This is a genomic window from Serratia sp. BW106, assembly GCF_002607755.1.
Taxonomy (GTDB): domain Bacteria; phylum Pseudomonadota; class Gammaproteobacteria; order Enterobacterales; family Enterobacteriaceae; genus Serratia; species Serratia proteamaculans.
On sequence record NZ_MCGS01000063.1, the window covers coordinates 1 to 26,727 of the forward strand.

Below are 26,727 nucleotides of genomic sequence, written 5' to 3' on the forward strand. Positions count from 1 at the left end.
TAACCGATCGGTGTTAGCCATCCGGCGGGTTTTTTTTTGCCTTGTGAATGCGTAGGTAATAAAAAAGCGCCCCGAGGGGCGCTTTGGCTTCGTCGTCGAAAGGATTAGAAGCGGTAGTTGAAGTTGGCACCGTACAGCCAGGCCTTGCCCACCGATTCGAAGGTGTATGGGCCTTCTTTAATGGTGACTTTCTGACCGTGCATGTAGGAGATACCGACGTCAACCGAAGCGTCTTTGTTGAACGCGTAGCTGGTACCGGCGCTCAGCCAGAAACGGTCCTGATCCGGGATAGAGATAGAACGGTTTTGAGCCGGTACCGGGCTGTCATCGAAGGCGATACCGGTACGGAAGGTCCAGTTATCGTCGTAGAAGTAGGTGGTACCCAGCGCGATGCGGTAAGCGTCTTTGAAGCCTTCATGCTTCTCGAACAGCGTCTGGCCGTTGTTGCCGGTAGCTTTCAGCTCCTGGAACTGACTCCAACTGGTGTAAGCCAGGCTGTAGTGAACAGCCCACTGCGGCGCAACCTTGTTGTAGCCTGAGATTTCCCACATTTCCGGCAGGTTCAGGGTCAGAGAGCCAGGAATGGTATTGCCATCGGTCCCCCATGGCAGACCGGTTCTTCCCTGCAGCGGGTTAAAGCGGGATGGAATGCTGCTTTTGTAGTCGCCGTCGAAGTCGACTTTCACTTCTGAACGGTAAGTTAAGCCATAGCGGTTGTTTTCGTCGACTTCATACAGCAGGCCGGCGTTCCAGCCAAAGCCCCATTCATCGCCCTTCAGGTGAGAGATTTGAGTATCAGCCGGCATTCCGAGGGCTGCACCACTTTCACCTGCATAACGCTCAAGTTTGGCTTTAGCATAAACCGCATCAAAACCCAGACCGAAGCTGAAGTTTTGGTTCAGACGATAAGCACCGCTCAGGTTGAGGTTTACGGTGGTCAGGTCAGTTTTACCGCCGTAAGCGCCTGCGGTATAGCCGTCGTTGAATTCGGTAGCCAGGCCGTAGTTACTGGTGACAGAGGCACCCACGGCAAATTGGTCATTAATCGGCTGCACATAGTGCAGGTTCGGCACCCAGGCGGTAGGGGCGATATTTTTAGAATCCAGGCTGGCACCAGAAGGTGACTTGCCGGTGATGTCCACGTCCGGATCGATAAACACCGCGCCGAAAGACAGCTCTGGGCGAGTGTACATCATCAACAAGGCCGGGTTGCGACTGGCGGAAGCCGCAGTGTCTGCCATGGCGCCTTCGCCAGAATACGAACGTCCCAAACCAGCTGATGAGAACTCATTCAGCTGGAATCCTGCGGCAGACACGTTTGAAGAAATAATTGCCACTGCAGCTGCGAGAGCTGATTTAGTCAATAGGTTTTTCTGGCTCATGACCAAAACCTCATTTTATGTGTTTATTATTTAAACATGTTACATAAAGTAACAAGGAAGCGCGCGATTGTAGGGTCCGATCCCATTCAGACAAATCAGACCAGTGGCTGAATTATAGGTCCGACCTGTGAGAATGTTGCAACATTGTTTTTGAAATATTTCCAAATTGATATCAAAAGAGAGATCTGGCTAACAAAAAACCAGCGATAGATAACAAAATTCTTACCATTTCTTAGCAGACGACGATTTTCATTTGTGATTTCCATCACTTAAAACACCTATAAAAAGTAAGTGCTAGTGATCGGTTTCGTCGCAGAGTAAAATGAGCGCAGAATCTTGTGTCTTTGCGCCAGTAGTTAAATGGCAATTCGGATCCGCGTCATGGCGATCCCTGAGGAGAATTAATCATGTCAAATGCACTTAATAAATGTAGCGCCCAGGAAACTGCCGCTTGTTGCTGTGTTGATGTCGGTACCGTCATGGACAATACCGATTGCACCGCCTCCTACAGCCAGGTGTTTGCTAATCAGCAAGATGCAGAGAAAATGCTGGCGGTGTTGACTGAAAAAGCCCGTAGTGTGGAATCCGACCCTTGCGACATCAGCAGTAGCATTAAACCGGTTGACGGTGGTGTGGAACTGGTGGCTGATTTCACCTTTGCCTGCCAGGCAGAAACCTTTATTTTCCAGCTCGGCCTGCGTTAATTGCTGCTTTAAAACGGTGCGGGGTTCACCCGCGCCGCTGACTACCCCGATTATCCCCGCTTAGAAAGTTGCTCCTGCTCTCAGTTTTCACTTCTGCCGGTTTGCCAAATATAAACATTTGGTTAACAATGACCCCATCAGGTCAGACCTCTTTTTAGCCGTTGCGCTGACGTTATTCTCTTCAGGAGCGTTTATGAGTAAGGCACTGCCGTTGGTGACCCGTCACGGTGACCGTATTGCGATTGTAAATGGACTGCGCACCCCCTTTGCCAAACAGGCGACCGCTTATCACGGTATTCCGGCGGTGGATTTGGGTAAAACGGCGGTGAGTGAATTGTTGGCCCGCAGCGGTATCGATCCTGCATTGATTGAACAATTGGTGTTCGGCCAGGTGGTGCAAATGCCTGAAGCACCGAATATCGCGCGTGAAATCGTGCTCGGCACCGGCATGAGTGTGCATACCGATGCCTACAGCGTGTCGCGTGCCTGTGCGACCAGCTTCCAGGCGATTGCCAACGTGGCGGAAAGCATCATGGCCGGCAGCATCAGTATCGGCATTGCCGGTGGCGCTGACTCTTCCTCCGTACTGCCTATTGGCGTCAGCAAGGCGCTGGCGCGTACATTGGTGGACGTCAACAAGGCCCGCACCCTGTCGCAGCGCCTCAAGCTGTTCAGCCGACTGAAATTCCGTGACCTGATGCCGGTCCCCCCGGCGGTGGCGGAATACTCTACCGGCCTGCGTATGGGTGATACTGCCGAGCAAATGGCGAAAAGCCACGGCATCACCCGGGAAGAGCAGGATGCGCTGGCGCACCGTTCTCATCAGTTGGCGGCCAAAGCCTGGGAACAGGGGCTGTTGCACGATGAGGTGATGACCGCCTACGTGCCGCCATACCGCACGCAAATCACCGAAGACAATAACGTCCGCAAAGACTCCAGCCTGGCTTCTTACGCGAAGCTGAAACCGGCATTTGACCGTAAGCATGGCAGCGTTACTGCCGCCAACAGCACGCCGTTGACCGACGGTGCGGCAGCGGTACTGATGATGAGTGAATCGCGAGCGAAAGAATTGGGCCTGCAGCCGCTGGGCTACCTGCGCAGCTTTGCCTTCTCCGCTATCGACGTGTGGGAAGACATGCTGCTCGGGCCGTCTTACGCCACGCCGCTGGCCTTGGATCGCGCCGGCATCGGTCTGGCCGACCTGACACTGATCGACATGCACGAAGCCTTTGCCGCACAAACCCTGGCCAACCTGAAGATGTTTGCCAGCGACGAGTTCGCTCAGCAAAAATTGGGTCGCAGCCGGGCCATTGGCGTGGTAGACATGGATAAATTCAACGTATTGGGCGGCTCGATTGCCTACGGCCACCCGTTTGCCGCTACCGGTGCGCGTATGATCACCCAAACGCTGCACGAGCTGAAACGCCGTGGCGGCGGACTGGGGTTGACCACCGCCTGCGCCGCCGGGGGGTTAGGGGCCGCAATGATCGTAGAGGTGGAATAATGAGTTTTGAAAATGCATTGCACGAACAGCGAGCCAAACCCTCAGCCTTTCAACTGACGATACGTCCGGACAACATTGGTGTGATCACCATTGATGTTCCGGGTGACAAGGTGAATACGCTGAAGGCCGAGTTTGTCGAGCAGGTTAACGACGTACTGATCCGCGCACAGCAGCACCCGGCACTGGAAGGGCTGGTGATCATTTCCGGTAAGCCGGACTCATTTATTGCCGGTGCGGACATCACCATGATTGCCGCCTGTAGCACCGCCAAAGAAGCCGAGGTGCTGGCGAAAAAAGGGCAGAGCACCCTGGCTCAGATTGCCGCGTTCCAGGTTCCGGTGGTGGCGGCTATTCACGGTGCCTGTCTTGGCGGTGGGCTGGAGTTGGCTTTGGCCTGCCACGGTCGCGTCTGTTCACTGGATGATAAAACCGCCCTCGGCCTGCCGGAAGTTCAGTTGGGTTTGCTGCCGGGTTCCGGCGGCACCCAGCGTTTGCCAAGGTTGATTGGTGCCAGCAAGGCGCTGGACATGATCCTGACTGGCAAACATATTCGGGCGCGTCAGGCACTGCGCATGGGTCTGGTGGACGATGCGGTGCCTCAGTCGATTTTGTTGCAGGCTGCTATCGAGCGAGTCAAACAGGGCTGGCAGAGCCGACGTGAACTGCCATGGCAGGAGCGTCTGCTCAACGGCCCATTGGGGAAAAGCCTGCTGTTCAGCATTGTGCGCAAGAAAACGCGGGAAAAAACCCACGGAAACTACCCTGCGGCGGAACGTATTATCCAGGTGGTGCGCACCGGCCTGGATCACGGCAGTGCCAGCGGTTATGAAGCCGAGGCTCGCGCCTTTGGCGAACTGGCCATGACGCCGCAGTCGGCGGCGTTACGCAGCCTGTTCTTCGCCTCCACCACGCTGAAGAAAGAGCGCGGTGGCAATGCTCAACCCCATGAGTTGCACCGCATCGGTATTTTGGGTGGCGGCCTGATGGGCGGGGGGATCGCGTGCGTCACCGCCACGCGCGGCGGCCTGCCGGTAAGAATTAAAGACGTTAACGAAACGGGCATTAACCACGCGTTGAAATACAGCTGGGATGTGCTCAGCAAGCGGGTTCGCAGCAAACGCATGCGCCCGATGGAGCGGCAAAAGCAGATGATGCTGATCTCCGGCTCGACCGATTACACCGGCTTTGAACAGGTGGATGTGGTGATTGAGGCGGTGTTTGAAGACTTGTCCCTGAAGCAGCAGATGGTGGCAGAGATCGAACAGCACGCTGCGCCGCACACCATTTTTGCCTCCAATACCTCATCGCTGCCAATTGGCCAGATCGCCGCCAGGGCGCAGCGGCCGGAGCAGGTGATCGGCCTGCATTATTTCAGCCCGGTAGATAAAATGCCCTTGGTTGAGGTGATCCCGCATGCCACGACCAGTGAAGAAACCATAGCCACCACCGTGGCGTTGGCGCACAAGCAGGGCAAGACGGCGATTGTGGTGGCCGATCGCGCCGGTTTTTACGTGAACCGCATTTTGGCTCCTTATATAAATGAAGCGGCGCGCTGCCTGTTGGAAGGCGAGCCTATCGAAGCGCTGGACAAGGCGCTGGTCGATTTCGGTTTCCCGGTGGGGCCGATAACCCTGCTCGATGAAGTGGGCATTGACGTCGGTACCAAGATTATCCCGGTGCTGGTGGAACAGTTGGGGCCGCGCTTTGCCGCCCCGGCGGCTTTCGATGCGGTGCTGAAAGACGGGCGAAAAGGGCGCAAAAACGGCCGTGGCTTCTATCTGTATCCGAGCGAAGGCCAGCAGCGCCAGCGGAACAAACGTGCCGATACCTCGCTGTATATTCTGTTGGGTATTACACCGAAGTCGCATTTGCAGCCGGCGGTGATCGCACAGCGTTGCGTGATGATGATGCTGAACGAAGCGGCGCGCTGTCTGGACGAAGGTGTGATCCGCAGTGCGCGTGACGGCGACATTGGCGCGGTATTCGGCATTGGCTTCCCACCCTTCCTCGGTGGGCCATTCCGCTATATGGATCAGCTGGGTGCCGATAAGGTGGTTAAAACGCTGGAGCACCTGCAGCGACAGCACGGGGAATATTTTGCGCCCTGTGAACGCTTGCAGCGCATGGCTCAGCAGGGTGAGCGCTTCTACCCGCAGGGGGCATGAGCGGCACGGTGACGTGATTTGTACTAGAGTAGGATCAAGGGTGCATTGTGATCGTTATCACTCCTTGCAACACCGGTAATCCCGGACCCTATACAGGGAGATAGGGACGAGGTAACGTAACCCGATGGCGGTGAAACCCTGGCCGCCATCAATAAAATTCATGATGAAAAGGTTAAAATTTAACCTGTTGAATTGGTTGTTAAGTGAGCGCCTAATAGGTATCAAGACGCCATTGATGTAAAAAACAGCGTTTTCTTTACGTGAACTTTCAGGCAAAATGCCCGGCCGCCATAAAGAGACGGCGCGTTATCGTTTCAAAGCTTTTGCTTTGGGGTTGTAAAACTCGGCGATACAGCACGCTCGGCGTTTCTGTATAGCGTTATTTTGTCAACAACAGCGGTGCAATATGCAAGTTTTGATTATGCGTCACGGAGAGGCGGCACTTGATGCGGCCAGCGATTCGGTAAGACCTCTTACTGTTTGTGGCCGTGATGAGTCACGTCAGATGGCGGCCTGGTTAAACACCAAGTCTGTGGATATTGAACGAGTGCTGGTCAGCCCTTACCTGCGGGCCGAGCAGACGCTGGCCACGGTGCGCGAAGCCTTAAGCTTGCCGGCAAGCGAAGAAGTGCTGCCTGAGCTGACGCCGGGCGGGGATGCCAGCCTGGTAGGCAGTTATTTGCAGGTGCTGGCGCAGCAGGGGATTACCTCGGTGCTGATCGTCTCCCACTTACCGCTGGTGGGTTACCTGGTGGCAGAACTTTGCCCGGGTGAATGCCCGCCGATGTTTGCCACCTCGGCGATCGCCAATGTCGATCTGGCGGCTGACGGCAGCTGCGGTAAATTTGAATGGCAGGTCAGTCCGTCACAGGTGATGGCTAAAGTGTAGGGACCGCAGGTCGGCCCCAAACAAAAGGGCGATGTTTAACATCGCCCTTTGTCATTTCTGCAGTTTACTCGGCCAGTTCGACCAGCAGCAGGATCGCCGCCGTGCCGCCCCATTCTTTGGGCGCCTGATGGAATACCAGTACGTCGGGGTGCTGTGCCAACCACAGTGGGGTTTGCTGTTTAAGGATGTGCTTGCCGTGGCCGTGCATCACACAGGCGCAGTGCACATGTTCGCGTCGACAAGCGGCGATCAATGCGCCCAACTCCTGCTTGGCCTGCATTTGGGTCAGGCCGTGCAAATCGAGAAACAGTTCTGGCGAATAGTCGCCGCGACGCAGTTTTTTCAGCTCAAAGGCGCTGTAACCGGGGCGCACATAGCGCGTCGGCCCTTCCTCTTCCAACTGCGGTTGGTATTCATCCGAGAAATAATAACTGGCGTCTACCTGCTCCTGCAGCAGGCGCTGCGGAGCAATTTGTTTGGTTTTTGGCTTGGGTTTACGGTGGACAATGGTGTCCTGACGCAGCTTTTTTGCGTCTACTACCGACTCTCTGAAGAGCTGCAATTCATCTTTGCTCAGAGGGTGCTTGTTCTTCATTTTTTATTCACCGGAAATCATTTATCGCGGTAGTTTACCGTGTCGCGGGTATCTGTCGACGCAAAATTCGCGCCAAAATGAAAAGCGCAAGGGGTTAGCGTGATTTGTCGCGGGCTTCATGGCAAACTATGCGGCTAAATCATGAATCACAGTGCCTGCCGGAGGGCAAATTGGACAAAATTTTCGTCGAGGAAGCAGTGAATGAACTGCACACCATTCAAGATATGCTGCGTTGGACAGTAAGCCGTTTTAACGCCGCCGATATCTACTATGGTCACGGAACCGATAATCCGTGGGACGAAGCGGTGCAATTGGTGCTGCCAAGCCTGTTCCTGCCGCTGGATATTCCAGAGGACATGCACACTGCACGTTTGACCTCCAGCGAGCGCCACCGCATCGTTGAACGCGTGATCCGCCGCGTCAACGAGCGTATTCCGGTAGCCTACCTGACCAACAAAGCCTGGTTCTGCGACCTGGAGTTTTATGTCGATGAGCGCGTGCTGGTTCCGCGTTCCCCGATTGGCGAACTGATCAACGATCGCTTTAGCGCGCTGATCCCTCATCCGCCGAGCCATATTCTCGACATGTGTACCGGCAGCGGCTGTATTGCCATTGCCTGCGGCTACGCTTTCCCGGAAGCAGAAGTAGACGCGGTAGACATCTCCGCCGACGTGCTGGCGGTGACCGAGCGCAATATTCAGGCGCTGGGTGTTGAACAGCAGGTGACCCCGATCCGTTCCGATCTGTTCCGCGACGTTCCCGCGATCCAGTACGATCTGATCGTCACCAACCCACCGTATGTCGATGCGGAAGACATGTCCGATCTGCCGCAGGAATTCCGCTTTGAACCTGAGCTGGGCCTGGCGGCGGGCAGCGACGGCCTGAAGCTGGTGCGTCGCATTCTGGCCTGTGCGCCGGATTACCTGAGCGACGACGGCGTGCTGATTTGTGAAGTGGGTAACAGCATGGTACATCTGATGGAACAGTATCCGGATATTCCGTTCAACTGGCTGGAGTTTGAAAACGGCGGTGACGGGGTGTTCATGCTGACCAAACAGCAACTGGTAGATTGTAAGGATCATTTCAGCCTCTACCGCAGCTAAGCATTCTTCGGGCCTGCTTTGGCGGGCCCAACAAAGATAATAATCAAGGGTAAGGATCCGCGATGGCAGGAAACAGTATTGGGCAGATTTTCCGCGTCACCACTTTTGGTGAATCTCACGGTGTGGCGTTGGGATGTATCGTAGACGGCGTGCCACCGGGCATTCCGCTTACCGAAGCTGATTTGCAGCACGATCTGGACCGCCGCCGTCCGGGCACCTCGCGTTACACCACTCAACGCCGCGAGCCGGATCAGGTGCGTATTCTTTCCGGCGTGTTTGAAGGCGTGACCACCGGCACCAGCATTGGGCTGATAATCGAAAACACCGACCAGCGCTCGCAGGACTACGGTGCCATCAAAGACGTGTTCCGTCCGGGACATGCCGATTATACCTACGAACAAAAATATGGCGTGCGCGACTACCGTGGCGGTGGCCGTTCTTCGGCACGTGAAACCGCAATGCGCGTTGCGGCAGGGGCAATTGCCAAGAAATACCTGCAGCAGAAATTTGGCGTACAGGTGCGCGGTTATCTGGCGCAAATCGGTGATGTGGTCTGTGAGCTGAAAGACTGGGAGCAGGTCGAACAGAACCCGTTCTTCTGTCCGGATCCGGACAAGTTGGAAGCCTTGGACGAACTGATGCGTGCGCTGAAGAAAGAGGGCGACTCCATTGGTGCCAAGGTCAGCGTAGTGGCAGAAAACGTGCCGGTTGGCCTCGGTGAACCGGTGTTTGACCGCCTCGACGCGGACTTGGCGCATGCGTTGATGAGCATCAATGCGGTTAAAGGCGTGGAAATCGGCGACGGTTTTAGCGTTGTGACCAAGCGCGGCAGCGAAAACCGTGATGAAATCACCCCGGAAGGTTTCCAGAGCAACCATGCTGGCGGCATTCTCGGCGGCATCAGCAGCGGCCAGGCGGTGATTGCGCATCTGGCGCTGAAACCGACTTCCAGCATTATGGTGCCGGGCAGAACCATCAATCGCCAGGGCGAAGCGGTGGAAATGGTCACCCGTGGCCGCCACGACCCTTGCGTAGGCATCCGTGCGGTACCGATCGCCGAAGCGATGATGGCGATTGTGCTGATGGATCACCTGTTGCGCCAACGTGCGCAGAACGGTGATGTGGTTTCTAACGTTCCACGCTGGTAATCACCATGAAAAACTGGATGTTGGGCATCGTTGCCCTGATGGCTTCGGGCTCTGTCATGGCGCTGACGCCGTGGCAGAAAATCGATCACCCGGTGGCCGGTGCGCCGCAGGCGGTGGGCGGTTTTGCCAATGGTTGCGTGATCGGCGCCCAGCCGCTGCCGCTGAACTCGCCGGATTATCAGGTGATGCGTCCCGATCAACGCCGCTACTTCGGTCACCCGGATTTGCTGGCGTTTATTCAGCGTCTGAGCAGCAAGGCGAACCAAAAAAACCTCGGTACGGTGCTGATCGGCGATATGGCGATGCCGGCCGGCGGGCGCTTTAGCAGCGGTCATGCCAGCCACCAGTCCGGGCTTGATGTCGACATCTGGCTACAGTTGCCGCGCCAACGCTGGAGTGCACAACAACTGTTGAAGCCGCAGCCGATCGATTTGGTTTCCAGCGACGGCAAGCAGGTGGTCGCACGCCAGTGGCAGCCGCAGATTGAAACGTTGATCAAAGCGGCGGCGCAGGATCAGGAAGTGACGCGCATCTTCGTCAATCCGGCGATCAAGCAGCGTCTGTGCCTGGATGCCGGTGCCGATCGTGACTGGTTGCACAAGGTACGGCCGTGGTTTGGGCATCGTGCGCACATGCATGTGCGTCTGCGTTGTCCTGCCGGTAGCCTGGAGTGTAAAGAACAGGATACCCCGCCGCCGGGTGACGGCTGTGGTGCCGAACTGGCAAGCTGGTTCGTCCCGCATCAGCCAAGTGCCAAACCGGGTAAACCGGTACCGCCGCCTTTACCGCCAACCTGTCAGACTTTGCTGAATAACCATTTCGCTGCGGAATAATATACCCAAAGTAATTGGAGTTGCATCAAGGCGGTAAGGGAATGAATCCCGATGAGCTTACATGAGTAAGTGATTCGGGTGAATGAGTGCAACCAACACAGATGCAGCTTCAAATAAGAGGGGTATAAATGGAGTGGTTCGTCGTTGGCCCCGAGATGCTCGGGGTCTTGTTTGTGGTGGCATTGCTGGCGGGTTTTATTGATTCGATTGCCGGTGGTGGTGGCCTGTTGACCGTGCCGGCGTTGCTGGCGGTGGGCGTTCCCCCGGCGCAGGCGCTGGCGACCAACAAGCTGCAATCGGTGGGCGGTTCCTTCTCCGCCAGCCTGTACTTTATCCGCCGGCGAGCCGTCGATCTCAAAGATCAGAAACTGACGATCCTGTTGGCGTTGATCGGTTCCGTCGCTGGGACCATCCTGGTGCAGCACATGCGCGCCGATCTGCTGCGGCAAATACTGCCGTTACTGGTGATCGGCATCGGCCTGTACTTTCTGCTGACCCCGCGTCTGGGAGAAAGTGACCGGCAGCGCCGTTTGAGCGCCTTGCCGTTTGGCCTGGTGGCGGGTGGCTGCGTAGGCTTTTACGATGGCTTCTTTGGCCCCGGTGCCGGTTCCTTCTACGCACTGGCCTATGTGACGCTGTGTGGTTTCAATCTGGCCAAGTCTACCGCCCACGCCAAGGTGCTGAACTTCACTTCCAACTTTGGCAGTCTGGTGTTGTTTATCATCGGCGGCAAAGTGGTGTGGAGTATCGGTTTGGTGATGCTGGTAGGGCAGGTGCTGGGGGCCCGTCTCGGGGCGCATATGGTGATGACCCGTGGGCAGAAGCTGATCCGCCCGATGATCGTCATCGTTTCACTGGTGATGAGCTGCAAGCTGATATACGACAATCACGGTACGGAAATTCAGCAGTGGCTGGCATTGCATATTTAGCATGCCAAGAGAGCGGTAAAGTGAAATAATTGCCGCTTTATTTTGTGGTTATTGGATTTTTTATGTCAGACACACAGGTTACCCATCAATACGAACAGCTGATTGATATCTTTAATCAGTGCTTCAGTGATGATTACAACACCCGACTGGTCAAGGGCGACGATGAGCCCATCTATCTGCCGGCTGACGACGAGTTGCCATACCACCGCATCGTCTTTGCTCATGGCTATTACGCCAGCGGCATGCATGAAATCTCTCACTGGTGCATTGCCGGTGAGCAGCGCCGCAAACTGGTCGACTTCGGTTACTGGTACTGCCCGGACGGGCGCGACGCGCAGACCCAAAGCGAATTCGAAGCGGTAGAAATCAAGCCGCAGTCGCTGGAGTGGATGTTCTGCGTGGCGGCCGGTTTTCCGTTCAACGTCAGTTGCGACAACCTGAACGGTGATTGCGAGCCGGATCGCATTGCCTTCCAGCGTAAAGTCCGCGAACGGGTACTGTTGCTGCTGGAACAGGGAATACCCACAAGACCTGCGCGCTTTATTCAGGCGTTACAATCGTTTTACAATACGCCATCGCTGACGGCCGAGCTTTTCCCCTATCCGGAAGATCTCAATTGACCGTCAGTTTGTTATTTAATGAGGAAATTTGATGATCGCAGAATTCGAAGCGCGCATTTTGGCGCTGATTGATGACATGGTAGAGCACGCCAGCGATGATGAACTGTTTGCCGGTGGCTACCTGCGCGGTCATCTGACGCTGGCGGTTGCCGAAGTGGAAGAACAGGGCGATCACACCGCTGAAGCCTTGAAGGCACAGGTGGAAAATAGCCTGCATAAAGCCATCGCCGCCGGTGAACTGTCGCCACCGGACCAGGTTCTGGTATATGGCATGTGGGAAACCCTGTACCAAACCGCGTTGCCGACCGCCTGATCCTCTTTACAGGGCGCTGGCAACAGCGTCCTGTAAAATGGCGATTAAACCTCACGCCCCTTCAGTAATTTTCTTACCCACATCCGGTTCGGATTCAACGCCGCCATCATCTGAGCGTCACCCGGCAAGGGCTCGCCAAACAGCTGCGCCGCTAAAATTTCCGCCGCCAGCGGTGCCGAACACAACCCACGTGAACCTAACGCACCAATCACAAACAGATTGGGATAGCTCGGCGCATTGGCAATAGCCTCACCGCGCTGATATTGGCGTTGCAGATCCTGATACTGGGTCAGCGTCGCCTGGAAGTCCGGGACTGCGCCAATCATCGGCAGATGATCGCGGGTAGCGCTACGCACGCCGCAGCGGGCGTGGTGACCGCTGACGTCCACCTGCAGCGGCCAGCTTTGGTCCGGCAGGCAGCGCAGCAGGCGGGCACGGTTGGCCTGCTGTTCTTCTTCGCGGTATTCGGTGGCAGTTTCGCCGCGCTGGTAGCTGGCGCCGATACAGTGCTGCTGATTATGAGGATTGACCGGCGTCAGGTAGCCGTCGTAACACAGCACCTGTTTCAACTCACTCAGCACCGGGGTGGTGGGGATATGGGAGACCTGACCGCGCACCGCATAAACTGGCATCGCTTCGCTTTGCGCCAGTTCGCCAAGCCGATGGCCACTGGCCAGGATCACCGTCGCATGCTGTTGGGGTTCACCCTGACTGAAGCTGAGCTGCCAGCCGCTGTCGGTGGCGGTCAGAGCGCGAACATCAGATTGATACTGACAGCTCAGCCCCTGAGCTTGCGCCAGGGCAATTGCACTGCGCGTCAGCTCGGCCGGGCACAGCCAACCGCCCTGAGGGTAGTTAATGCCGCCAAAACCGCTGTCAATGCCGCACAGGGCACTGAGCGTGGTGCGATCGGCCGCCATGGCCAGTTTCTGCGGCCATTCAACCGCCAGCATGTTGGCAATCTTCCCGGCGCTCTTCTCATCAAAAGCTAACTGACTGACGCCGCACCACTGGTGATCGAACGCCACGCCCTGTTGTACCAGCGCATCATACTGACGGCGGGCAAACAGGAAGGCGGCGCTGAAGAAGTTTTCCAGTGCATCGCCCCGGCCGTTCAACAACGGGTAGAGCGCGCCCTGACGGTTGCCCGATGCTCCTTCGGCCGGTTGCGGATCGGCACAGTACAGCGTGACCTTCGCACCCCGTCGTAACAGGGCGAGGGCGGTCAAGGCGCTGGCAACACCGCCGCCGATGATGGCGATATCGTCGGTATGCTCCGCCGCCGGGCGCAACAGCCAGGGGGTGGGATGGGCAATCACGGGCGCATCGGCAGGCAGTTCGCCAATCAGCATTTCACGTTTCTGACCGAAACCTTTGCTCTTGATGACCTCAAACCCGGCCTGCTGAAGCCCGCGACGCACGAAGCCGGCGGCGGTAAAGGTGGCAAGGCTGCCCCCCGGCCGGGCAAAGCGTGCCATGGCGGCGAACAGCTGTTCGGTCCACATATCCGGATTTTTCGACGGGGCGAACCCGTCGAGGAACCAGGCGTCGATTTGGCGGTTCATACTGGCGTCAAAGTGCGGCAGCAGCGTATTCACGTCGCCAAACCACAGGTCGAGCGTAATGCGGCCTTCCGCCAGCAGCAGGCGGTGGCAGCCCGGCAGCGGTAACGGCCATTGGGCCCGTAGCTCATCGGCATAGGGGGCCAGCTCCGGCCAACGCGCATGTGCCGCCGCCAGATCGGCCTGCAGCAGCGGGAATTTTTCAAAGCTGATAAAGTGCAGTCGCTGCAGCGTGGCGTTCGGCGTGGTTGCACGAAAGCCGGTAAAGGCCTGCCACAGGGTTAAAAAATTAAGTCCGGTGCCGAAGCCGGTTTCCGCGACGATAAACAGCGGGCGAGGGTGTTCGGCAAAACGCAGTGGCAGTCGGTTGCCCTTGAGAAACACGTAGCGGGTTTCTTCCAGCCCATCCTGATTAGAAAAGTAGACGTCATCAAACTGTTTCGAAACAGGTGTACCCTGTTCATTCCAGGATAACGCTGCGGTTTGGATCGGGGCGTGGCTCACGGTTGGTTGCTCGTAACTCAAGGGGTGACGGGATTCTAACGGCGCTGGCGCTATGGCGCAAACTGGATAAGAATAAAGCTGAAAAACGCTGATCGGACTTGTTCGGCGTACATCTGTACGCTAAAGTGCGATGCAAAATCCCGAATGTAAAATTGTGGAAGAGGTACTGAATGAAACGTGCAGTGATTACTGGCCTGGGAATCGTCTCCAGCATTGGTAACAACCAGCAGGAGGTCCTGGCGAGCCTGCAGGAAGGACGTTCTGGGATCACTTTCTCCCAGGAGCTTAAAGATTCCGGCATGCGTAGTCACGTATGGGGCGATGTTAAACTGGACACCACCGGTCTGATCGACCGTAAAGTGATGCGCTTTATGAGCGATGCGTCCGTTTATGCCTATCTTTCCATGGAAGAAGCCATCAAAGATTCAGGTCTGGCTGCCGATCAGGTTTCCAACGATCGCACCGGTCTGGTTGTTGGCTCAGGTGGCGGCTCTCCACGCAACCAGGTTGCTGGATCCGACGGCATGCGTGCCAAAGGCCTGCGCGGCGTTGGCCCGTACATGGTGACCAAGGCTATGGCTTCAGGCGTTTCCGCCTGCCTGGCAACCCCGTTCAAAATTCGTGGCGTTAACTATTCCATCAGCTCAGCCTGCGCAACCTCTGCACACTGCATTGGCCACGCGGTTGAACTGATCCAACTGGGCAAGCAGGACGTGGTCTTTGCCGGCGGCGGTGAAGAACTGTGCTGGGAAATGGCCTGTGAGTTCGATGCGATGGGCGCACTGTCCACCAGCTACAACGACACCCCGGAAAAAGCTTCCCGTACTTACGACGCAGCGCGTGACGGTTTCGTCATCGCCGGCGGCGGCGGTATGGTGGTAGTCGAAGAGCTGGAACACGCTCTGGCGCGTGGCGCACACATCTATGCCGAGATCATCGGCTACGGTGCGACCTCTGACGGTGCAGACATGGTTGCACCATCAGGCGAAGGCGCAGTGCGTTGCATGAAGATGGCAATGCAGGGCGTTGATACCCCAATCGACTACATGAACGTGCACGGGACTTCCACGCCGGTTGGCGATGTGAAAGAACTGGGCGCTATCCGTGAAGTGTTTGGCGACAACACCCCGGCAATCTCTTCCACCAAGGCCATGACCGGTCACTCACTGGGCGCCGCTGGCGTGCAGGAAGCGATCTACAGCCTGTTGATGGTTGAGCACGGCTTTATTGCGCCGAGCATCAACATCGAAAACCTGGATGAGAAAGCCGCAGGCATGAACATCGTGACTCAGCCGACTCAACGTGAGCTGACTACCGTGATGTCCAACAGCTTCGGTTTCGGCGGCACCAACGCCACGTTGGTCATGCGTAAACTGCAGAAGTAATTCCGGCCTCAAGGTTGTCGATCAAGCCCGCGTTTTCGCGGGCTTTTTACTGCCTGCAAATCTTGGCGGGGACCGTTCGGAGTTATCCCAAATTACATCTTCTGACGGATCATTAACGCTTCGTTCAGTCTTTTGCGCATACAATGGCTCAATAGCGCGAATATCACTCGGCGTCGCATTTCAGAGTGATCGAACATTGAGGCAAAAGTATGAAAAAGTTAATTGCGGTTGGGCTGCTGTCGGTATTTCTGGCTGGGTGCGCGACTGAGTCACCTTGTGTCCCGGTTTATGACGATCAGGGGCGTCTGGTGCACACCAACACCTGTATGAAAGGCACCACTCAGGATAACTGGGAAACCGCAGGCGCCATCGCCGGTGGTGCGGCGGCGGTTGCCGGTCTGACGCTGGGTATTATCGCGTTAACCAAATAACCTTCCGTCGGTGAGTTTCCCCGAATCGAGCCCAGCAAAAGCTGGGCTTTTTCTTTGGCTGAGACGCCACCGGTTGATTGATATCAAAGAATTTTAATTTCCACTTTGCCGCTGAATGCCGCTTTGTCAGCGGGTGTAAATTCCATTCCTGCGCAAGCACTTGGTCGATATACTTCCGCCATCTCCCGTTCTGGAATGACCTGATGTCGGCTTTGGCGTCCATCTCTTTATCCATGCACCGTCTGCGCTTTGCTAAAAAGCGGGCTGGCGCATGGTTATTGGTCGTCTGCTGGCTGCTGTTGAATAGCCAACTGGCGCTGGCCAGCCATAATTGTAACCTGCAGTTCAGCGGCGAAGCGCCGATGGCCCAGCATATGATGCATATGCAAAACAGCCTGCCGTCGTCGGAACAGATGCAAACCCAGGGGCCACTGTGTGAGAAACACTGTGTACCGGAGTCAGCCCAACAGGACCACGCCAACCTGACGTTAGCCGCCTTGCCGATCAGCAGCGAATGGGCCGTTATTGCGCCTTCCCCGTCACTTTCTATCCCGGTTAATACCTGGCAAACACCCCCGATAACAGGCCCGCCGACAGAGATAGTTTTCTGCCGGTTCCGTGAATAGCTCTGACAACCGCTTTGCCGTCCCTGACGGCCATCCGCGTTTGTTAACTATTTAATGGAGTACCCGTTATGCGTAATTTATTTGCCGTTGTATTGATCACCCTGTTTTTCTCCTCTGCCGCCAGCGCCGCCGATATGGCGATGCAACATTCTGCCGTAAAACCTGACGTCGAAATCCATAGCCAGGGCGTGATCAAAGCCTGGGATGAGCGGAAGGTGTCCATCGCGCACCAGGCCATTCCGGCGCTCAACTGGCCGCCCATGACCATGAGTTTCCAACTCCCTTCATCGCCATTGCTCACTGCACTGCCTGCGGGAACGGCGGTGGATTTCAGCTTCCTGCCCGTCGACGGTGGTTATCAGTTGGTGGCTGTCGCCGCCGCTCGCCAATAACGGAGGCGTCATGACCATTATCCTTTCTCACCCTTGGCGGGTGGGCTGGCTGCTGCTTGCCTGTTGGGCACCGGCCAGCCAGGCGGCGGAGTTGACGCTGCAACAGTCGCTGACGGCCGCCGAGCGTTATTCGGCCGAGCTTTCGGCGAATCGACATCAGGTGAATGCCCTGGAGAACATGGCGGATTCGGCGATGCAATTGCCCGATCCCAAGCTGAAGTTCGGTATTGAAAACGTACCGGTACAGGGTGGAAATGCCCGGCGCTTCACCCGTGAAGGCATGACGATGGGGCGGGTTGGCATCATGCAGGATTACGTCAGCAGCACCAAACGCCAACGTAAGGCGGATACCCTGCGCGCCGAGGCCAGCCAGACGGACGCCGGCAGTGCCACCATCCGAACCCGTCTGCAGCAGCAAACCGCACAGGCATGGCTGGAACTGGCGCTGAGTCGGCAAACCTTGCGCGATGCCACTGCTCTGGTCACGGAGAGTGAGCGTCAAATTGCCACTCAGCATGCCGGTGTGGCCGGTGGCGGTACTCCTGCCAGCGGCGTGCTGGACGCCAGACTGACGCTGTTGGCCATGCAGGACCGTATCAGCGAGGCGCAGCGTGACGTCGCGGTGGCGCAGGCACGCCTGACACAACTGACCGGTCTGGCGGCGACGGATACCGCCGGAACCCTGCCGCGCTTTGAACGTTTGCCGGCCGACAGTGACGTCTTGCGGCAGGCGATCAGGCAGCATCCCGAGGTGCTGCAGGCCAGCCGTGAGGCCGACGTAGCCAAGGCGCGTTCGGCGCAGTCAGAGGTGGCAGCGATACCGGACGTCGGCGTAGAGGTCTATTACGGCAAGCGTGCCGATGATTACGAAGATCTGGCTGGGGTGATGTTTACCGTCGATCTGCCGCTGTTCCGCTCACAACGGCAGGACAAGAACTACGCCGCTGATGTGTCCCGCAACATGGAGGCCAACGATCGACTGACGTTGCTGATCCGCGATCATCAGGCACAACTCGATACGCTGTTGGCACAGTATCAGGCGGCACAGGCGCAATGGCAGCGCCAGCAACAACAGGCGATCCCCCTGCAGCAACAGCGAGTGAGCTTGCTGTTGGCGCAATATCGCAGCGGTAAAGGCGACTTGTCTGCGGTGCTGGAAGCAAGGCGAGCACTGCTCGACAGCCGTCTCAGCGCCGGTAAGGCCGCTCGCGGACTGGCACAGATTTGGGCCGCCATCCGCTATCTCACCCCTCAGGAGTCGATGCAATGAAAATGCCATTTAAGCTGGCGCTGTTAGCGGCGTTAATCGGCGCTGGGCTGGCCGGATACTGGTTTGGTGCGTCGGGTGAAACCGCACCGCAGGTGGACAAAAGTGAACGGCAGGTACTGTATTGGTACGATCCGATGATGCCTGCCCAGCGTTTTGATAAGCCGGGGAAATCGCCTTTTATGGATATGCAACTGGTGCCGCGCTATGCCGATGAGGCCGAGACGGAGGGCGGTGTGACCATCAGCGCACGCCAGCAGCAGAACCTGGGGGTACGTATCGAAACCGCCCAGTTGCGTCCGCTGGATCCGCAGCTTAACGCTTTTGGCAGCGTGGCCACCGATGAACGTGGGGTGCAGATCATTGCCGCCCGCGCCAATGGGCTGGTGGAAAAACTCTATGTCCGTGCCAGCCAGCAGCAGGTGAAAAAAGGCGAAGCACTGGCACAGTTGTGGATCCCGGACTGGAGCGCGGCGCAGCAGGAGTATCTGGCGATACGCCAACTGGGTGACCGTGCGTTGACCGCCGCCGCACGCCAGCGGTTGCAACTGCTGTTTATGCCTGAAGCGGTGATTCGGCAGGTAGAGCGCAGGGGTAAACCCGAGCCTCGCATTACGATAGTGGCGCCGGAAAGCGGTTATGTGAACAAGCTCAGCGTGCTCGAAGGCGCGCAGGTGACCGTGGCGCAGGGGCTATTCGAACTTGCCCGTCTCGATCCGGTGTGGATCGTGGCTGATTATCCGCAGGCGCAAGCCGGGTTGCTGAAAGTGGGGGACAGGGTGCAGGCCAACTCCGCCAGTTGGCCGGGAGAGCGCTTTGAAGGCGAGGTGAGTGAACTGCTGGCTAATGTTGATCCGCTGACCCGAACCTTTAAAGCGCGGATCCTGTTGAAAAATCCTCAACAAAAGCTGCGGCCGGGTATGTACCTGCAACTGACGTTGTCGCAGAGCCACGTCGGTAAACCGGTGCTGGCAATCCCGCAGGAGGCGCTGATTGGCAGTGGCGATCGTAATCGGGTATTGATCGCCGAAGGTAATGGTCATTTCACGCCGGTTGAGGTGGTGGCCGGGCGCGCCCAGGACGGCTGGGTCGAAATCAAACGTGGGCTGAACGCCGGGCAGCAGGTCGTGACCTCCGGTCAGTTCCTGATCGACTCCGAGGCCAGCATGCGCAGTGCCTTGCCGCAGATGGCGGCGGAAACCGAGGTTAAACAGTATCAGGCTGAGGGAGTGATTGAGGCGCTGAATGGCGACAGCATGACGCTGTCCCACGGGCCGGTGCCGGAATTGCAGTGGCCGGCGATGACCATGGATTTTGCTCTGCCGCCGGGGGGATTACCGGCAGGCATCAAGCCAGGCGACCGGGTGAAAATCCGCTTTGGCGTCGACGACAGCGGTTCGCATATCAGCCAGGTCCTGCCGGCGAGTGCTGAACACGGAGGCCACTTATGATTGCATTAGTGATCCGCTGGTCGCTGCGTAATCGGCTGCTGGTGTTACTGGCTTCGGTGTTGTTGGCCGGCTGGGGTGTTTGGGCACTGCAGAAAGCACCGCTGGATGCACTGCCGGACTTGTCTGATGTGCAGGTGATCGTCCGTGCCACTTACCCAGGCAAGGCACCGCAGGTGATTGAAGATCAGGTCACCTATCCGCTGACCACCACCTTGTTGACGGTGCCGGGGGCCAAAACGGTGCGGGGCTTTTCCATGTTTGGCGATGCCTACGTCTACGTGCTGTTTGAGGACGGCACCGATCTTTACTGGGCGCGTTCACGGGTGCTGGAGTCGTTGAGCCAGGTGCAATCTTCATTGCCTGAACAGGTGAAGGTGGCGCTGGGGCCGGATGCCACCGGTGTGGGTTGGGTGTATGAATATGCTCTGGTGGATAAAAGCGGCAAACACAGCCTGGCCGACCTGCGCGCGCTGCAAGACTGGACGTTGAAGTTTGAGCTTAAAACCGTCCCCAATGTGGCGGAGGTAGCCAGCGTGGGCGGCATGGTGCGCCAGTATCAGGTGGTGCTGGATCCGCAAAGCCTGCGCGCGCTGAATATCACTCATCAACAGGTGGTGACGGCCATCCAGGACGCCAATCAGGAAGGCGGCGGGGCGCTGCTGGAAATGGGCGAAGCGGAATATATGGTGCGCACCTCGGGCTACCTGAAAAAGCTGAGTGATTTTGCCAACGTGGTGATCACCGTGCGCGACGGCGTACCTATCCTGCTGTCACAGGTGGCGACGCTGCGTGAAGGGCCGGAGATCCGCCGTGGCGTGGCGGAACTGAACGGGGAAGGGGAAGTGGCAGGCGGCATTGTGGTGATGCGCTACGGTAAGAATGCGCTGGAAACCATCAACGCGCTGAAGGTGAAGCTACAGGAGATTCAGCAGACTTTGCCGCCGGGGGTGGAAATCGTCACGGTTTACGACCGCTCTCAGTTGATCGAGCATGCCATCGAAACCTTGTCCCACAAGCTGCTGGAAGAGTTTATCGTGGTGGCTCTGGTCTGCACCTTGTTCCTGTTCCATTTCCGCTCGGCACTGGTGGCGATGATCACGCTGCCACTCGGCATTCTCGGTGCCTTTGTGGTGATGCATTATCAGGGGGTGAACGCCAACATCATGTCGTTGGGCGGGATCGCCATCGCGATAGGGGCGATGGTGGATGCGGCGATCGTGATGATCGAGAACATGCATAAGGTGCTGGAGCAGTGGCGACAACGCCACCCTGGGCAACAACCGACGTCGGCAGATTACTGGCGCATTTCGGAGCAGGCGGCGGTGGAAGTGGGGCCGGCGCTGTTTTGCAGTCTACTGATTATCACGCTGTCCTTCATTCCGGTGTTCACACTTCAGGCGCAGGAAGGGCGGATGTTCTCTCCGCTGGCCTACACCAAAACCTATGCCATGGCGGTGGCGGCCGGGCTGGGGATTACGCTGGTGCCGGTGTTGATGGGCTACTTCATTCGTGGTCGCATTCCCGACGAGCATGCCAACCCAATCAACCGCTGGCTGATCCGTCTGTATCAGCCAGTGCTGGCGGCGGTGTTGGCAAGGCCGAAAACCACGCTCGGGGTTTCCTTGCTGCTGCTGTTGCTAACCTTGTATCCGCTTAGCCGCCTGGGCAGTGAATTTATGCCGCAGCTCGATGAAGGCGATCTGTTGTATATGCCATCGTCATTGCCGGGCATGTCGGCGCGCGAGGCCAGCAGGCTGCTGCAACTGACCGACCGGTTGATCAAAACCGTGCCGGAAGTGGCGACGGTATTCGGCAAGGCGGGGCGGGCGGAAACCGCCACCGACCCGGCACCGCTGACCATGCTGGAAACCACCATTCGCTTCAAGCCGCGTGACCAATGGCGGCCGGGCATGACCATGGACAAGCTGGTGGCGGAATTGGACAGCGTGGTCAAGGTGCCGGGGATAGCCAACGTGTGGGTTCCCCCAATCCGCAATCGGCTGGATATGTTGGCCACCGGGATAAAAAGCCCGGTCGGCATCAAGGTGAACGGCAATAACATGGCCGATATCGAAAGGATTTCCGGGCAGATTGAGCAGGTGGTGAAGCGGGTTCCGGGCGTTACCTCGGCACTGGCCGAGCGCATTACCGGCGGCCGTTACGTGGATATTGATATCGACCGTCAGCGGGCGGCACGCTACGGTGTTTCGGTCAAAGAGCTGCAATCTATGGTGGCGACGTTGGTGGGCGGCGAAAACATTGGCGAAACCATAGAGGGGCGGGCGCGTTATCCGATCAATGTGCGTTACCCACGTGAAATCCGTGATTCGGTGCAACAACTGCAGGCGCTGCCGGTTCTGACTGCCAGCGGGGGCCAGGTGCCGTTGTCGATGTTGGCAGACATTCGGGTGACCGAAGGGCCGCCGATGTTAAAAAGTGAGAATGCGCGGCTTTCCAACTGGATTTATGTCGATCTGCGCGGGCGCGATCTTAAATCGGCGGTGGAAGAGATGCAGCAGGCGGTCGCGCAGCAGGTCAAGCTGCCGGCCGGGGTGTCATTGGGCTGGTCCGGGCAATTTGAATATCTGGAACGCGCCAGCGCCCAGCTGAAAATCGTGTTGCCGGTGACGCTGGCGATCATTTTCGTCTTGCTGTTTGTCACCTTCAGCAGCGTGCGCGATGCGCTGCTGATCATGGCGACGCTGCCCTTCGCGCTGATCGGCGGCGTGTGGCTGCTGTACCTGTTGGACTACAACCTTTCGGTGGCCGGGGCGGTTGGCTTTATTGCCCTGTCCGGGGTGGCGGCGGAGTTCGGCGTGATTATGGTGTTGTATCTGAATCACGCGTTGGAAAAACACCGTCAGCCAGGGCAGCCGCTCACCCAGCAACAACTGATGGCGGCCATCAGTGAGGGGGCGGTACTGCGAGTGCGGCCAAAAGTGATGACCGTCGCTACCATCATGGCCGGGTTGTTACCGATCATGTGGGGTGATGGTGCCGGTTCTGAGGTGATGCGACGCATTGCGGCACCGATGATTGGCGGGATGGTCAGCGCACCCTTGTTGTCGATGCTGGTGGTTCCGGTGGTTTATTTGCTGTTGCACCGTAAAGGATGACGGAGCGGGGCGCGGTATTGAACTGCGCCCCTTATTACTGAACCAGAAACTATTTCACCAGAAACGCTTTAAACTGCGGCGTCATGACGGCGCTGAATCCCTGGTCGGTTTTGCTGATCAAATACACCGCCAGCCCTTTTTCCTCCGCCAGTTTCAGTGCTTTTTCCGTTCCCAGCACCATCAGCCCGGTATCCCAACCGTCGGCTTCCAGCGCGGTCGGAGCTATCACCGTGGCGGACACCAGACGGTGGGTAATAGGTCGACCGGTAGTGGGATCGATCACATGTGAATAACGCTGCCCATCCTGTTCGAAATAGTTGCGGTAGCTGCCGGCGGTGCTGATGCCATACCCTTGCAGATCCACCAGGGCCTGCACCGCATTTTCGCGGTCGGTTGGTTTTTGGATCGCTACCCGCCAGGCTTTGCCCTGGCCGTTAACGCCGCGTGAGGAAACCGCACCGCCGACCGAGACCAGATAGTTGGTGATGCCGTTGCGCGCCATCAACTGCACCAACTGGTCAACGCCATAACCTTCACCCAGGGTTGAGAGATCGACATACATCTCCGGCAGGTCTTTTTGCAGCCACTCACCGCGATCGTCACTGATCAGCTTGAGATGCTTCAGGCCGACATTCTTTTGCGCCGCTTCTATTTGCTGCTGGCTCGGCACCTTGACCACTTTTTTATCCGGGCCGAAGCCCCACAAATTGACCAATGGGCCGACGGTAATATTCATCGCGCCCTGAGTATCGCGGCCGATGCGTTGAGCCATCAGGATAATGTCCGCCATACCTCGTGGGATCGGCTGTGGATCGGCGCTGCGGGTCTGATTAAAGCGCGACAGTACCGAATCATTGCGGTAGGTGGAGATATCGTCGTTGGCCCGCTCCAGCACGGCGTCGATCTGCTGTTGCAACTGCTGTTTATTGATTGCCATGTCACCGCTGACCTTGACGCTGTAGAAGGTCCCCATGGTTTTGCCGTCGATATCCGTCTGCGGGCGGGAGTTCTGGTCATTACAGGCGGTCAGCAAACCGAGCACGAGACTCAGCAACAGTCCTTTGGCGAAAACGTTAGCCATAAAAAATCCTTTAAAACTGGGAAAGGCGCTACCAATAAAGTAAAGCGCGCCAAATGAAAAGCAGATATACCCAAAATAATTGGAGTTGCATCGAGGCGGCCACTAAACGCATCCCCGGGAGCGTACAGACAGTACGTGACAGGGGTAAGTGCAGGCAGCCAACAAAGAGGCGGCTTCAAGAATGACGGGTATAAGGTAAAATAGCATTTTGCTGGCGTTCCCGTCGTGCTTGGGCTAACTTCTGGCTCCCGACCCCTGGTTGATTTTTGAAGCGCTCAACATGAGTTCAAACGCCGCTCTCCGGCTGATCCAGCCGTTCCTGAAAGATCGTTTTTTACATATTCTGCTGTTGGCCGGCGTGTTGATGGCGGTCATTAATCCGCAGCCACTGCCCGCGCTCAGCGGTTTTATTGACTGGCGAACCATTATTACCCTGCTGGGCCTGATGCTGTTGACCAAGGGGGTTGAGGTCAGCGGCTATTTTGATTTTATCGGCCGCAAGATAGTCAATACGCTGCACAGCGAACGGCGGCTGGCGCTGTTTTTGGTGTTTTCTGCCGCGCTGTTGTCGTCATTCCTGACCAACGACGTGGCGCTGTTTATTGTCATTCCGCTGACCATCACGCTGAAAAAACTTTCTTCGCTGCCGATTAGCCGGCTGATTATCTTCCAGGCGCTGGCGGTCAATGCCGGCTCGCTGCTGACGCCGATTGGCAATCCGCAGAACATTTTGCTGTGGAGTAAATCCTCGTTGTCCTTCCTGGGTTTCATTGCCCAGATGGCACCCTTTGGTGTGGCGATGCTGGCCAGCCTGCTGCTGTTGACCTGGTTCAGTTTCCCGGTGCGGGATATCGTTAAGGCCCCGCACACCGAAGGCTACCCTTATCAGCGACGTCTGTTGCTGAGCTGTGTGGCGTTGTACGTGATTTTTCTGCTGTGTCTGGATATTGACCTGCCGCTGTACGGCCTGTTGGCAGTATTCGCCGGTTTTTTACTGCTGGCGCGCCGGGTATTGCTGCAGATCGATTGGAGCCTGATTTTTGTCTTTATCGCCATGTTTATCGACGTGGGGTTGTTCACCCGGCTCGGGGCCGTCCAGCCCTGGTTTGCTGACATTGCCAGGCTAAGCGAGGGCGGTATTTATGCCCTGGGGATAGGCCTGTCACAGGTGATCAGCAATGTGCCGGCGACCATTTTACTGCTCAATTACGTGCCTTCCAGCCAACTATTGGCCTATGCGGTGAACGCCGGTGGTTTTGGTCTGGCGATCGGCTCACTGGCCAATCTGATTGCACTGCGGATGGCGGGCGAGCGAAAAATCTGGCTGAAATTCCATTATTACTCGCTGCCACTGCTGGCGTGGGGTGGGTTGCTTGGCTGGCTGTTGGCCTAAGAGCGGTATTTTTGTATGAAATACCGCTCTCCCTTGGCCAAGCAATTAACCGCGAGCCGCCAGCAAACAAATACTGCGGGTGACCTGATAGGACTTCACAAAGGCGCTGATCGGCAGAAACTCAAAGCGTGAATGGAAATTGTGCGCGCCGGTAAAGTAGTTGGGGGTCACCAGCCCGCGGCTGGATAGCGCCGCACCGTCGGTGCCACCGCGCATCGGTATCACCTTTGGCGGAATACCATGGGCGGCGAGGGCGCCGAAAATCAGTTCGATGGCACGTTTGTCTTCACCGATAGAGTTGCTGATATTGCTGTAGATATCCGTGACACTGCAGCTGACCCTGGCCCGCGGGTAGTTTGCCGCCACCTGCTGCACCACTTGCTGAATACGCTCTTTACGCGCATTGAAATTCGCCAGATCAAAATCACGGATCGACACTTTCAGCGTGGCGAGGTTGGCATTGGCCGTCATGTCATTGAACCAGAAGTAGCCTTCACGTCCCTCGGTATGCTCCGGCGTATCCTGGCTGTCGAACTGGTTGATGATGTCGTTGGCGATACGAATCGGGTTGATCAGCACGTTTTTGGCTGACATCGGGTGAGCGGTCACCCCCTCAATGCGGATCTCCGCCGCGGCCGCGTTGAAGTTTTCATACACTACTTCCCCCAGTTCGCAGCAGTCGATGGTATAGGCGAAGTCCACATCAAAGCGCGCCAGATCCAGCGCCTTGGCACCGCGCAGGCCAATTTCTTCATCCGGCACAAAGGCCACCAGAATATCGCCGTGGCGGTCGGTGGCGCTCAGGTTAGCCAGCAGGGTCATCACTACCGTCACTGCGGCCTTGTTATCGGCACCGAGCACGCTGGTCCCGTCGCTGAAAATAATCTCTTCATTCGGGTAGGCCAGGATCTCCGGGTGCTCGGCGGTGCGCAGCCAGATGTCATGCTCCGCGTTCAGGCACAGATCCTGGCCGCTAAAGCGCAGGCGCTGCGGATGAATATGCGCTGACAGGCCGACGTCAACGGTATCGATATGAGTAATAAAACCGATGCGCGGCGCACCTGGCTGGTTACCGGGCTTGCGTGCGGTGACGGTGGCGTGCTCATCAATTTGCACGTCTTTCATCCCCAACTGGCGCAGTTCGGCGGCCAGCAGCTTGGCCATATCATGCTGGCCCGGCGTGCTGGGCAGGGTGGTGACGGCGGCATCGCTCTGGCTGGTCACCGCCAGATAGCGGAAGAAACGTTCGGTGAGCTGTTCGGCTATGGCGCTGGTCATCAGAGTGCCTCCGGGAAACCTCGGCCTTCAGGCCGGGGAGGAAAGGAGGCGGTTTT

Annotated in this window: 23 protein-coding genes; 18 read left to right on the plus strand and 5 right to left on the minus strand. The window is 57.2% G+C overall.

Features of this window, described 5'->3' with window-relative positions; all coding sequences use genetic code 11:
- Positions 1-104: 104 nt before the first annotated feature.
- Positions 105-1,382, minus strand: a complete 1,278-nt coding sequence (fadL, locus tag BEI65_RS25790) for a long-chain fatty acid transporter FadL (protein WP_099065652.1) — start codon at positions 1,380-1,382, stop codon at positions 105-107.
- A gap of 407 nt (positions 1,383-1,789) precedes the next feature.
- On the opposite strand from fadL, the gene BEI65_RS25795 reads away from it, so the two are divergent.
- From BEI65_RS25795 to sixA, 4 genes are all read left to right on the plus strand, one after another.
- Entirely contained in the window at positions 1,790-2,086 is a 297-nt protein-coding gene (locus BEI65_RS25795) for a YfcZ/YiiS family protein (protein ID WP_099065653.1), read from the plus strand.
- A 193-nt stretch (positions 2,087-2,279) separates the two neighbouring features.
- On the plus strand, positions 2,280-3,590 hold the full coding sequence (fadI, locus tag BEI65_RS25800; protein ID WP_099065654.1) for an acetyl-CoA C-acyltransferase FadI: 1,311 nt from the start codon (positions 2,280-2,282) through the stop codon (positions 3,588-3,590).
- A complete protein-coding gene (gene fadJ / locus BEI65_RS25805; protein WP_099065655.1) occupies positions 3,590-5,755 on the plus strand; it encodes a fatty acid oxidation complex subunit alpha FadJ in 2,166 nt (721 codons plus the stop codon). Before fadI ends, fadJ begins: the two co-directional genes overlap by 1 nt.
- Positions 5,756-6,161: 406 nt before the next feature.
- Positions 6,162-6,644: a phosphohistidine phosphatase SixA gene (sixA, locus tag BEI65_RS25810; protein WP_099065656.1), complete on the plus strand. Its 483-nt coding sequence runs from the start codon at positions 6,162-6,164 to the stop codon at positions 6,642-6,644.
- Positions 6,645-6,708: 64 nt separating this feature from the next.
- Here sixA and smrB read toward each other — a convergent pair whose 3' ends face one another.
- On the minus strand, positions 6,709-7,239 hold the full coding sequence (smrB, locus tag BEI65_RS25815; protein ID WP_099065657.1) for an endonuclease SmrB: 531 nt from the start codon (positions 7,237-7,239) through the stop codon (positions 6,709-6,711).
- A 170-nt stretch (positions 7,240-7,409) separates the two neighbouring features.
- On the opposite strand from smrB, the gene prmB reads away from it, so the two are divergent.
- The 6 genes from prmB to BEI65_RS25845 all read left to right on the plus strand — a co-directional run bounded on the left by prmB (position 7,410) and on the right by BEI65_RS25845 (position 12,185).
- Positions 7,410-8,342, plus strand: coding sequence for a 50S ribosomal protein L3 N(5)-glutamine methyltransferase (gene prmB / locus BEI65_RS25820; RefSeq protein WP_037423765.1), 933 nt, complete (start codon positions 7,410-7,412; stop codon positions 8,340-8,342).
- Between the two features lie 62 nt (positions 8,343-8,404).
- Positions 8,405-9,490, plus strand: coding sequence for a chorismate synthase (gene aroC / locus BEI65_RS25825; RefSeq protein WP_012146087.1), 1,086 nt, complete (start codon positions 8,405-8,407; stop codon positions 9,488-9,490).
- A 5-nt stretch (positions 9,491-9,495) separates the two neighbouring features.
- Complete coding sequence (mepA, locus tag BEI65_RS25830) at positions 9,496-10,323, plus strand: penicillin-insensitive murein endopeptidase (protein ID WP_099065658.1); 828 nt, start codon at positions 9,496-9,498, stop codon at positions 10,321-10,323.
- 128 nt (positions 10,324-10,451) lie between these two features.
- A complete protein-coding gene (locus tag BEI65_RS25835) occupies positions 10,452-11,252 on the plus strand; it encodes a sulfite exporter TauE/SafE family protein (protein ID WP_099065659.1) in 801 nt (266 codons plus the stop codon).
- Positions 11,253-11,314: 62 nt separating this feature from the next.
- Complete coding sequence (locus tag BEI65_RS25840; RefSeq protein WP_099065660.1) at positions 11,315-11,872, plus strand: elongation factor P hydroxylase; 558 nt, start codon at positions 11,315-11,317, stop codon at positions 11,870-11,872.
- Between the two features lie 31 nt (positions 11,873-11,903).
- Positions 11,904-12,185 carry a YfcL family protein gene (locus tag BEI65_RS25845; RefSeq protein ID WP_099065661.1) on the plus strand — a complete coding sequence of 94 codons (282 nt, stop codon included), beginning with the start codon at positions 11,904-11,906 and terminating at the stop codon, positions 12,183-12,185.
- Positions 12,186-12,229: 44 nt separating this feature from the next.
- Here BEI65_RS25845 and mnmC read toward each other — a convergent pair whose 3' ends face one another.
- The gene (gene mnmC, locus BEI65_RS25850) at positions 12,230-14,251 is read right to left on the minus strand and encodes a bifunctional tRNA (5-methylaminomethyl-2-thiouridine)(34)-methyltransferase MnmD/FAD-dependent 5-carboxymethylaminomethyl-2-thiouridine(34) oxidoreductase MnmC (RefSeq protein ID WP_099065662.1); all 2,022 of its coding nucleotides are present in this window, start codon (positions 14,249-14,251) and stop codon (positions 12,230-12,232) included.
- A gap of 170 nt (positions 14,252-14,421) precedes the next feature.
- On the opposite strand from mnmC, the gene fabB reads away from it, so the two are divergent.
- The 7 genes from fabB (at position 14,422) to BEI65_RS25885 (ending at position 22,919) form a co-directional block, all read left to right on the plus strand.
- Positions 14,422-15,636, plus strand: a complete 1,215-nt coding sequence (gene fabB, locus BEI65_RS25855; protein ID WP_012146081.1) for a beta-ketoacyl-ACP synthase I — start codon at positions 14,422-14,424, stop codon at positions 15,634-15,636.
- Between the two features lie 209 nt (positions 15,637-15,845).
- Positions 15,846-16,067: a hypothetical protein gene (locus BEI65_RS25860; protein ID WP_004947462.1), complete on the plus strand. Its 222-nt coding sequence runs from the start codon at positions 15,846-15,848 to the stop codon at positions 16,065-16,067.
- A 203-nt stretch (positions 16,068-16,270) separates the two neighbouring features.
- Positions 16,271-16,693 carry a hypothetical protein gene (locus tag BEI65_RS25865; protein WP_099065663.1) on the plus strand — a complete coding sequence of 141 codons (423 nt, stop codon included), beginning with the start codon at positions 16,271-16,273 and terminating at the stop codon, positions 16,691-16,693.
- 68 nt (positions 16,694-16,761) lie between these two features.
- The gene (locus BEI65_RS25870) at positions 16,762-17,085 is read left to right on the plus strand and encodes a copper-binding protein (protein ID WP_099065664.1); all 324 of its coding nucleotides are present in this window, start codon (positions 16,762-16,764) and stop codon (positions 17,083-17,085) included.
- A 10-nt stretch (positions 17,086-17,095) separates the two neighbouring features.
- Positions 17,096-18,355: a TolC family protein gene (locus tag BEI65_RS25875; RefSeq protein ID WP_099065665.1), complete on the plus strand. Its 1,260-nt coding sequence runs from the start codon at positions 17,096-17,098 to the stop codon at positions 18,353-18,355.
- Positions 18,352-19,803 (plus strand): efflux RND transporter periplasmic adaptor subunit, encoded by a 1,452-nt coding sequence (locus BEI65_RS25880; protein ID WP_099065666.1) that lies wholly within the window; start codon positions 18,352-18,354, stop codon positions 19,801-19,803. Before BEI65_RS25875 ends, BEI65_RS25880 begins: the two co-directional genes overlap by 4 nt.
- The gene (locus BEI65_RS25885) at positions 19,800-22,919 is read left to right on the plus strand and encodes an efflux RND transporter permease subunit (RefSeq protein ID WP_099065667.1); all 3,120 of its coding nucleotides are present in this window, start codon (positions 19,800-19,802) and stop codon (positions 22,917-22,919) included. The genes BEI65_RS25880 and BEI65_RS25885 overlap by 4 nt, the downstream gene beginning before the upstream one ends.
- Positions 22,920-22,968: 49 nt before the next feature.
- Here the strand turns inward: BEI65_RS25885 and apbE are convergent, their stop codons facing one another.
- Complete coding sequence (apbE, locus tag BEI65_RS25890; RefSeq protein ID WP_099065668.1) at positions 22,969-24,000, minus strand: FAD:protein FMN transferase ApbE; 1,032 nt, start codon at positions 23,998-24,000, stop codon at positions 22,969-22,971.
- A gap of 280 nt (positions 24,001-24,280) precedes the next feature.
- Here apbE and BEI65_RS25895 point away from each other — a divergent pair, with 280 nt between their 5' ends.
- Complete coding sequence (locus tag BEI65_RS25895; protein WP_099065669.1) at positions 24,281-25,393, plus strand: SLC13 family permease; 1,113 nt, start codon at positions 24,281-24,283, stop codon at positions 25,391-25,393.
- A 45-nt stretch (positions 25,394-25,438) separates the two neighbouring features.
- Here the strand turns inward: BEI65_RS25895 and pepT are convergent, their stop codons facing one another.
- The gene (pepT, locus tag BEI65_RS25900; RefSeq protein WP_099065670.1) at positions 25,439-26,671 is read right to left on the minus strand and encodes a peptidase T; all 1,233 of its coding nucleotides are present in this window, start codon (positions 26,669-26,671) and stop codon (positions 25,439-25,441) included.
- Between the last annotated feature and the right edge of the window lie 56 nt (positions 26,672-26,727).

Excerpts from the sequence above, each read along its gene's own strand:
- BEI65_RS25840 (WP_099065660.1), top strand. The coding sequence starts at position 11,315 with ATGTCAGACACACAGGTTACCCATCAATACGAACAGCTGATTGATATC.
- BEI65_RS25860 (WP_004947462.1), top strand. The coding sequence starts at position 15,846 with ATGAAAAAGTTAATTGCGGTTGGGCTGCTGTCGGTATTTCTGGCTGGG.
- BEI65_RS25845 (WP_099065661.1), top strand. The coding sequence starts at position 11,904 with ATGATCGCAGAATTCGAAGCGCGCATTTTGGCGCTGATTGATGACATG.
- pepT (WP_099065670.1), bottom strand. The coding sequence starts at position 26,671 with ATGACCAGCGCCATAGCCGAACAGCTCACCGAACGTTTCTTCCGCTAT.
- aroC (WP_012146087.1), top strand. The coding sequence starts at position 8,405 with ATGGCAGGAAACAGTATTGGGCAGATTTTCCGCGTCACCACTTTTGGT.
- BEI65_RS25895 (WP_099065669.1), top strand. The coding sequence starts at position 24,281 with ATGAGTTCAAACGCCGCTCTCCGGCTGATCCAGCCGTTCCTGAAAGAT.
- fadI (WP_099065654.1), top strand. The coding sequence starts at position 2,280 with ATGAGTAAGGCACTGCCGTTGGTGACCCGTCACGGTGACCGTATTGCG.
- fabB (WP_012146081.1), top strand. The coding sequence starts at position 14,422 with ATGAAACGTGCAGTGATTACTGGCCTGGGAATCGTCTCCAGCATTGGT.
- fadJ (WP_099065655.1), top strand. The coding sequence starts at position 3,590 with ATGAGTTTTGAAAATGCATTGCACGAACAGCGAGCCAAACCCTCAGCC.
- BEI65_RS25865 (WP_099065663.1), top strand. The coding sequence starts at position 16,271 with ATGTCGGCTTTGGCGTCCATCTCTTTATCCATGCACCGTCTGCGCTTT.
- BEI65_RS25835 (WP_099065659.1), top strand. The coding sequence starts at position 10,452 with ATGGAGTGGTTCGTCGTTGGCCCCGAGATGCTCGGGGTCTTGTTTGTG.
- apbE (WP_099065668.1), bottom strand. The coding sequence starts at position 24,000 with ATGGCTAACGTTTTCGCCAAAGGACTGTTGCTGAGTCTCGTGCTCGGT.
- fadL (WP_099065652.1), bottom strand. The coding sequence starts at position 1,382 with ATGAGCCAGAAAAACCTATTGACTAAATCAGCTCTCGCAGCTGCAGTG.
- BEI65_RS25880 (WP_099065666.1), top strand. The coding sequence starts at position 18,352 with ATGAAAATGCCATTTAAGCTGGCGCTGTTAGCGGCGTTAATCGGCGCT.
- BEI65_RS25885 (WP_099065667.1), top strand. The coding sequence starts at position 19,800 with ATGATTGCATTAGTGATCCGCTGGTCGCTGCGTAATCGGCTGCTGGTG.
- smrB (WP_099065657.1), bottom strand. The coding sequence starts at position 7,239 with ATGAAGAACAAGCACCCTCTGAGCAAAGATGAATTGCAGCTCTTCAGA.
- sixA (WP_099065656.1), top strand. The coding sequence starts at position 6,162 with ATGCAAGTTTTGATTATGCGTCACGGAGAGGCGGCACTTGATGCGGCC.
- BEI65_RS25875 (WP_099065665.1), top strand. The coding sequence starts at position 17,096 with ATGACCATTATCCTTTCTCACCCTTGGCGGGTGGGCTGGCTGCTGCTT.
- BEI65_RS25795 (WP_099065653.1), top strand. The coding sequence starts at position 1,790 with ATGTCAAATGCACTTAATAAATGTAGCGCCCAGGAAACTGCCGCTTGT.
- BEI65_RS25870 (WP_099065664.1), top strand. The coding sequence starts at position 16,762 with ATGCGTAATTTATTTGCCGTTGTATTGATCACCCTGTTTTTCTCCTCT.
- mepA (WP_099065658.1), top strand. The coding sequence starts at position 9,496 with ATGAAAAACTGGATGTTGGGCATCGTTGCCCTGATGGCTTCGGGCTCT.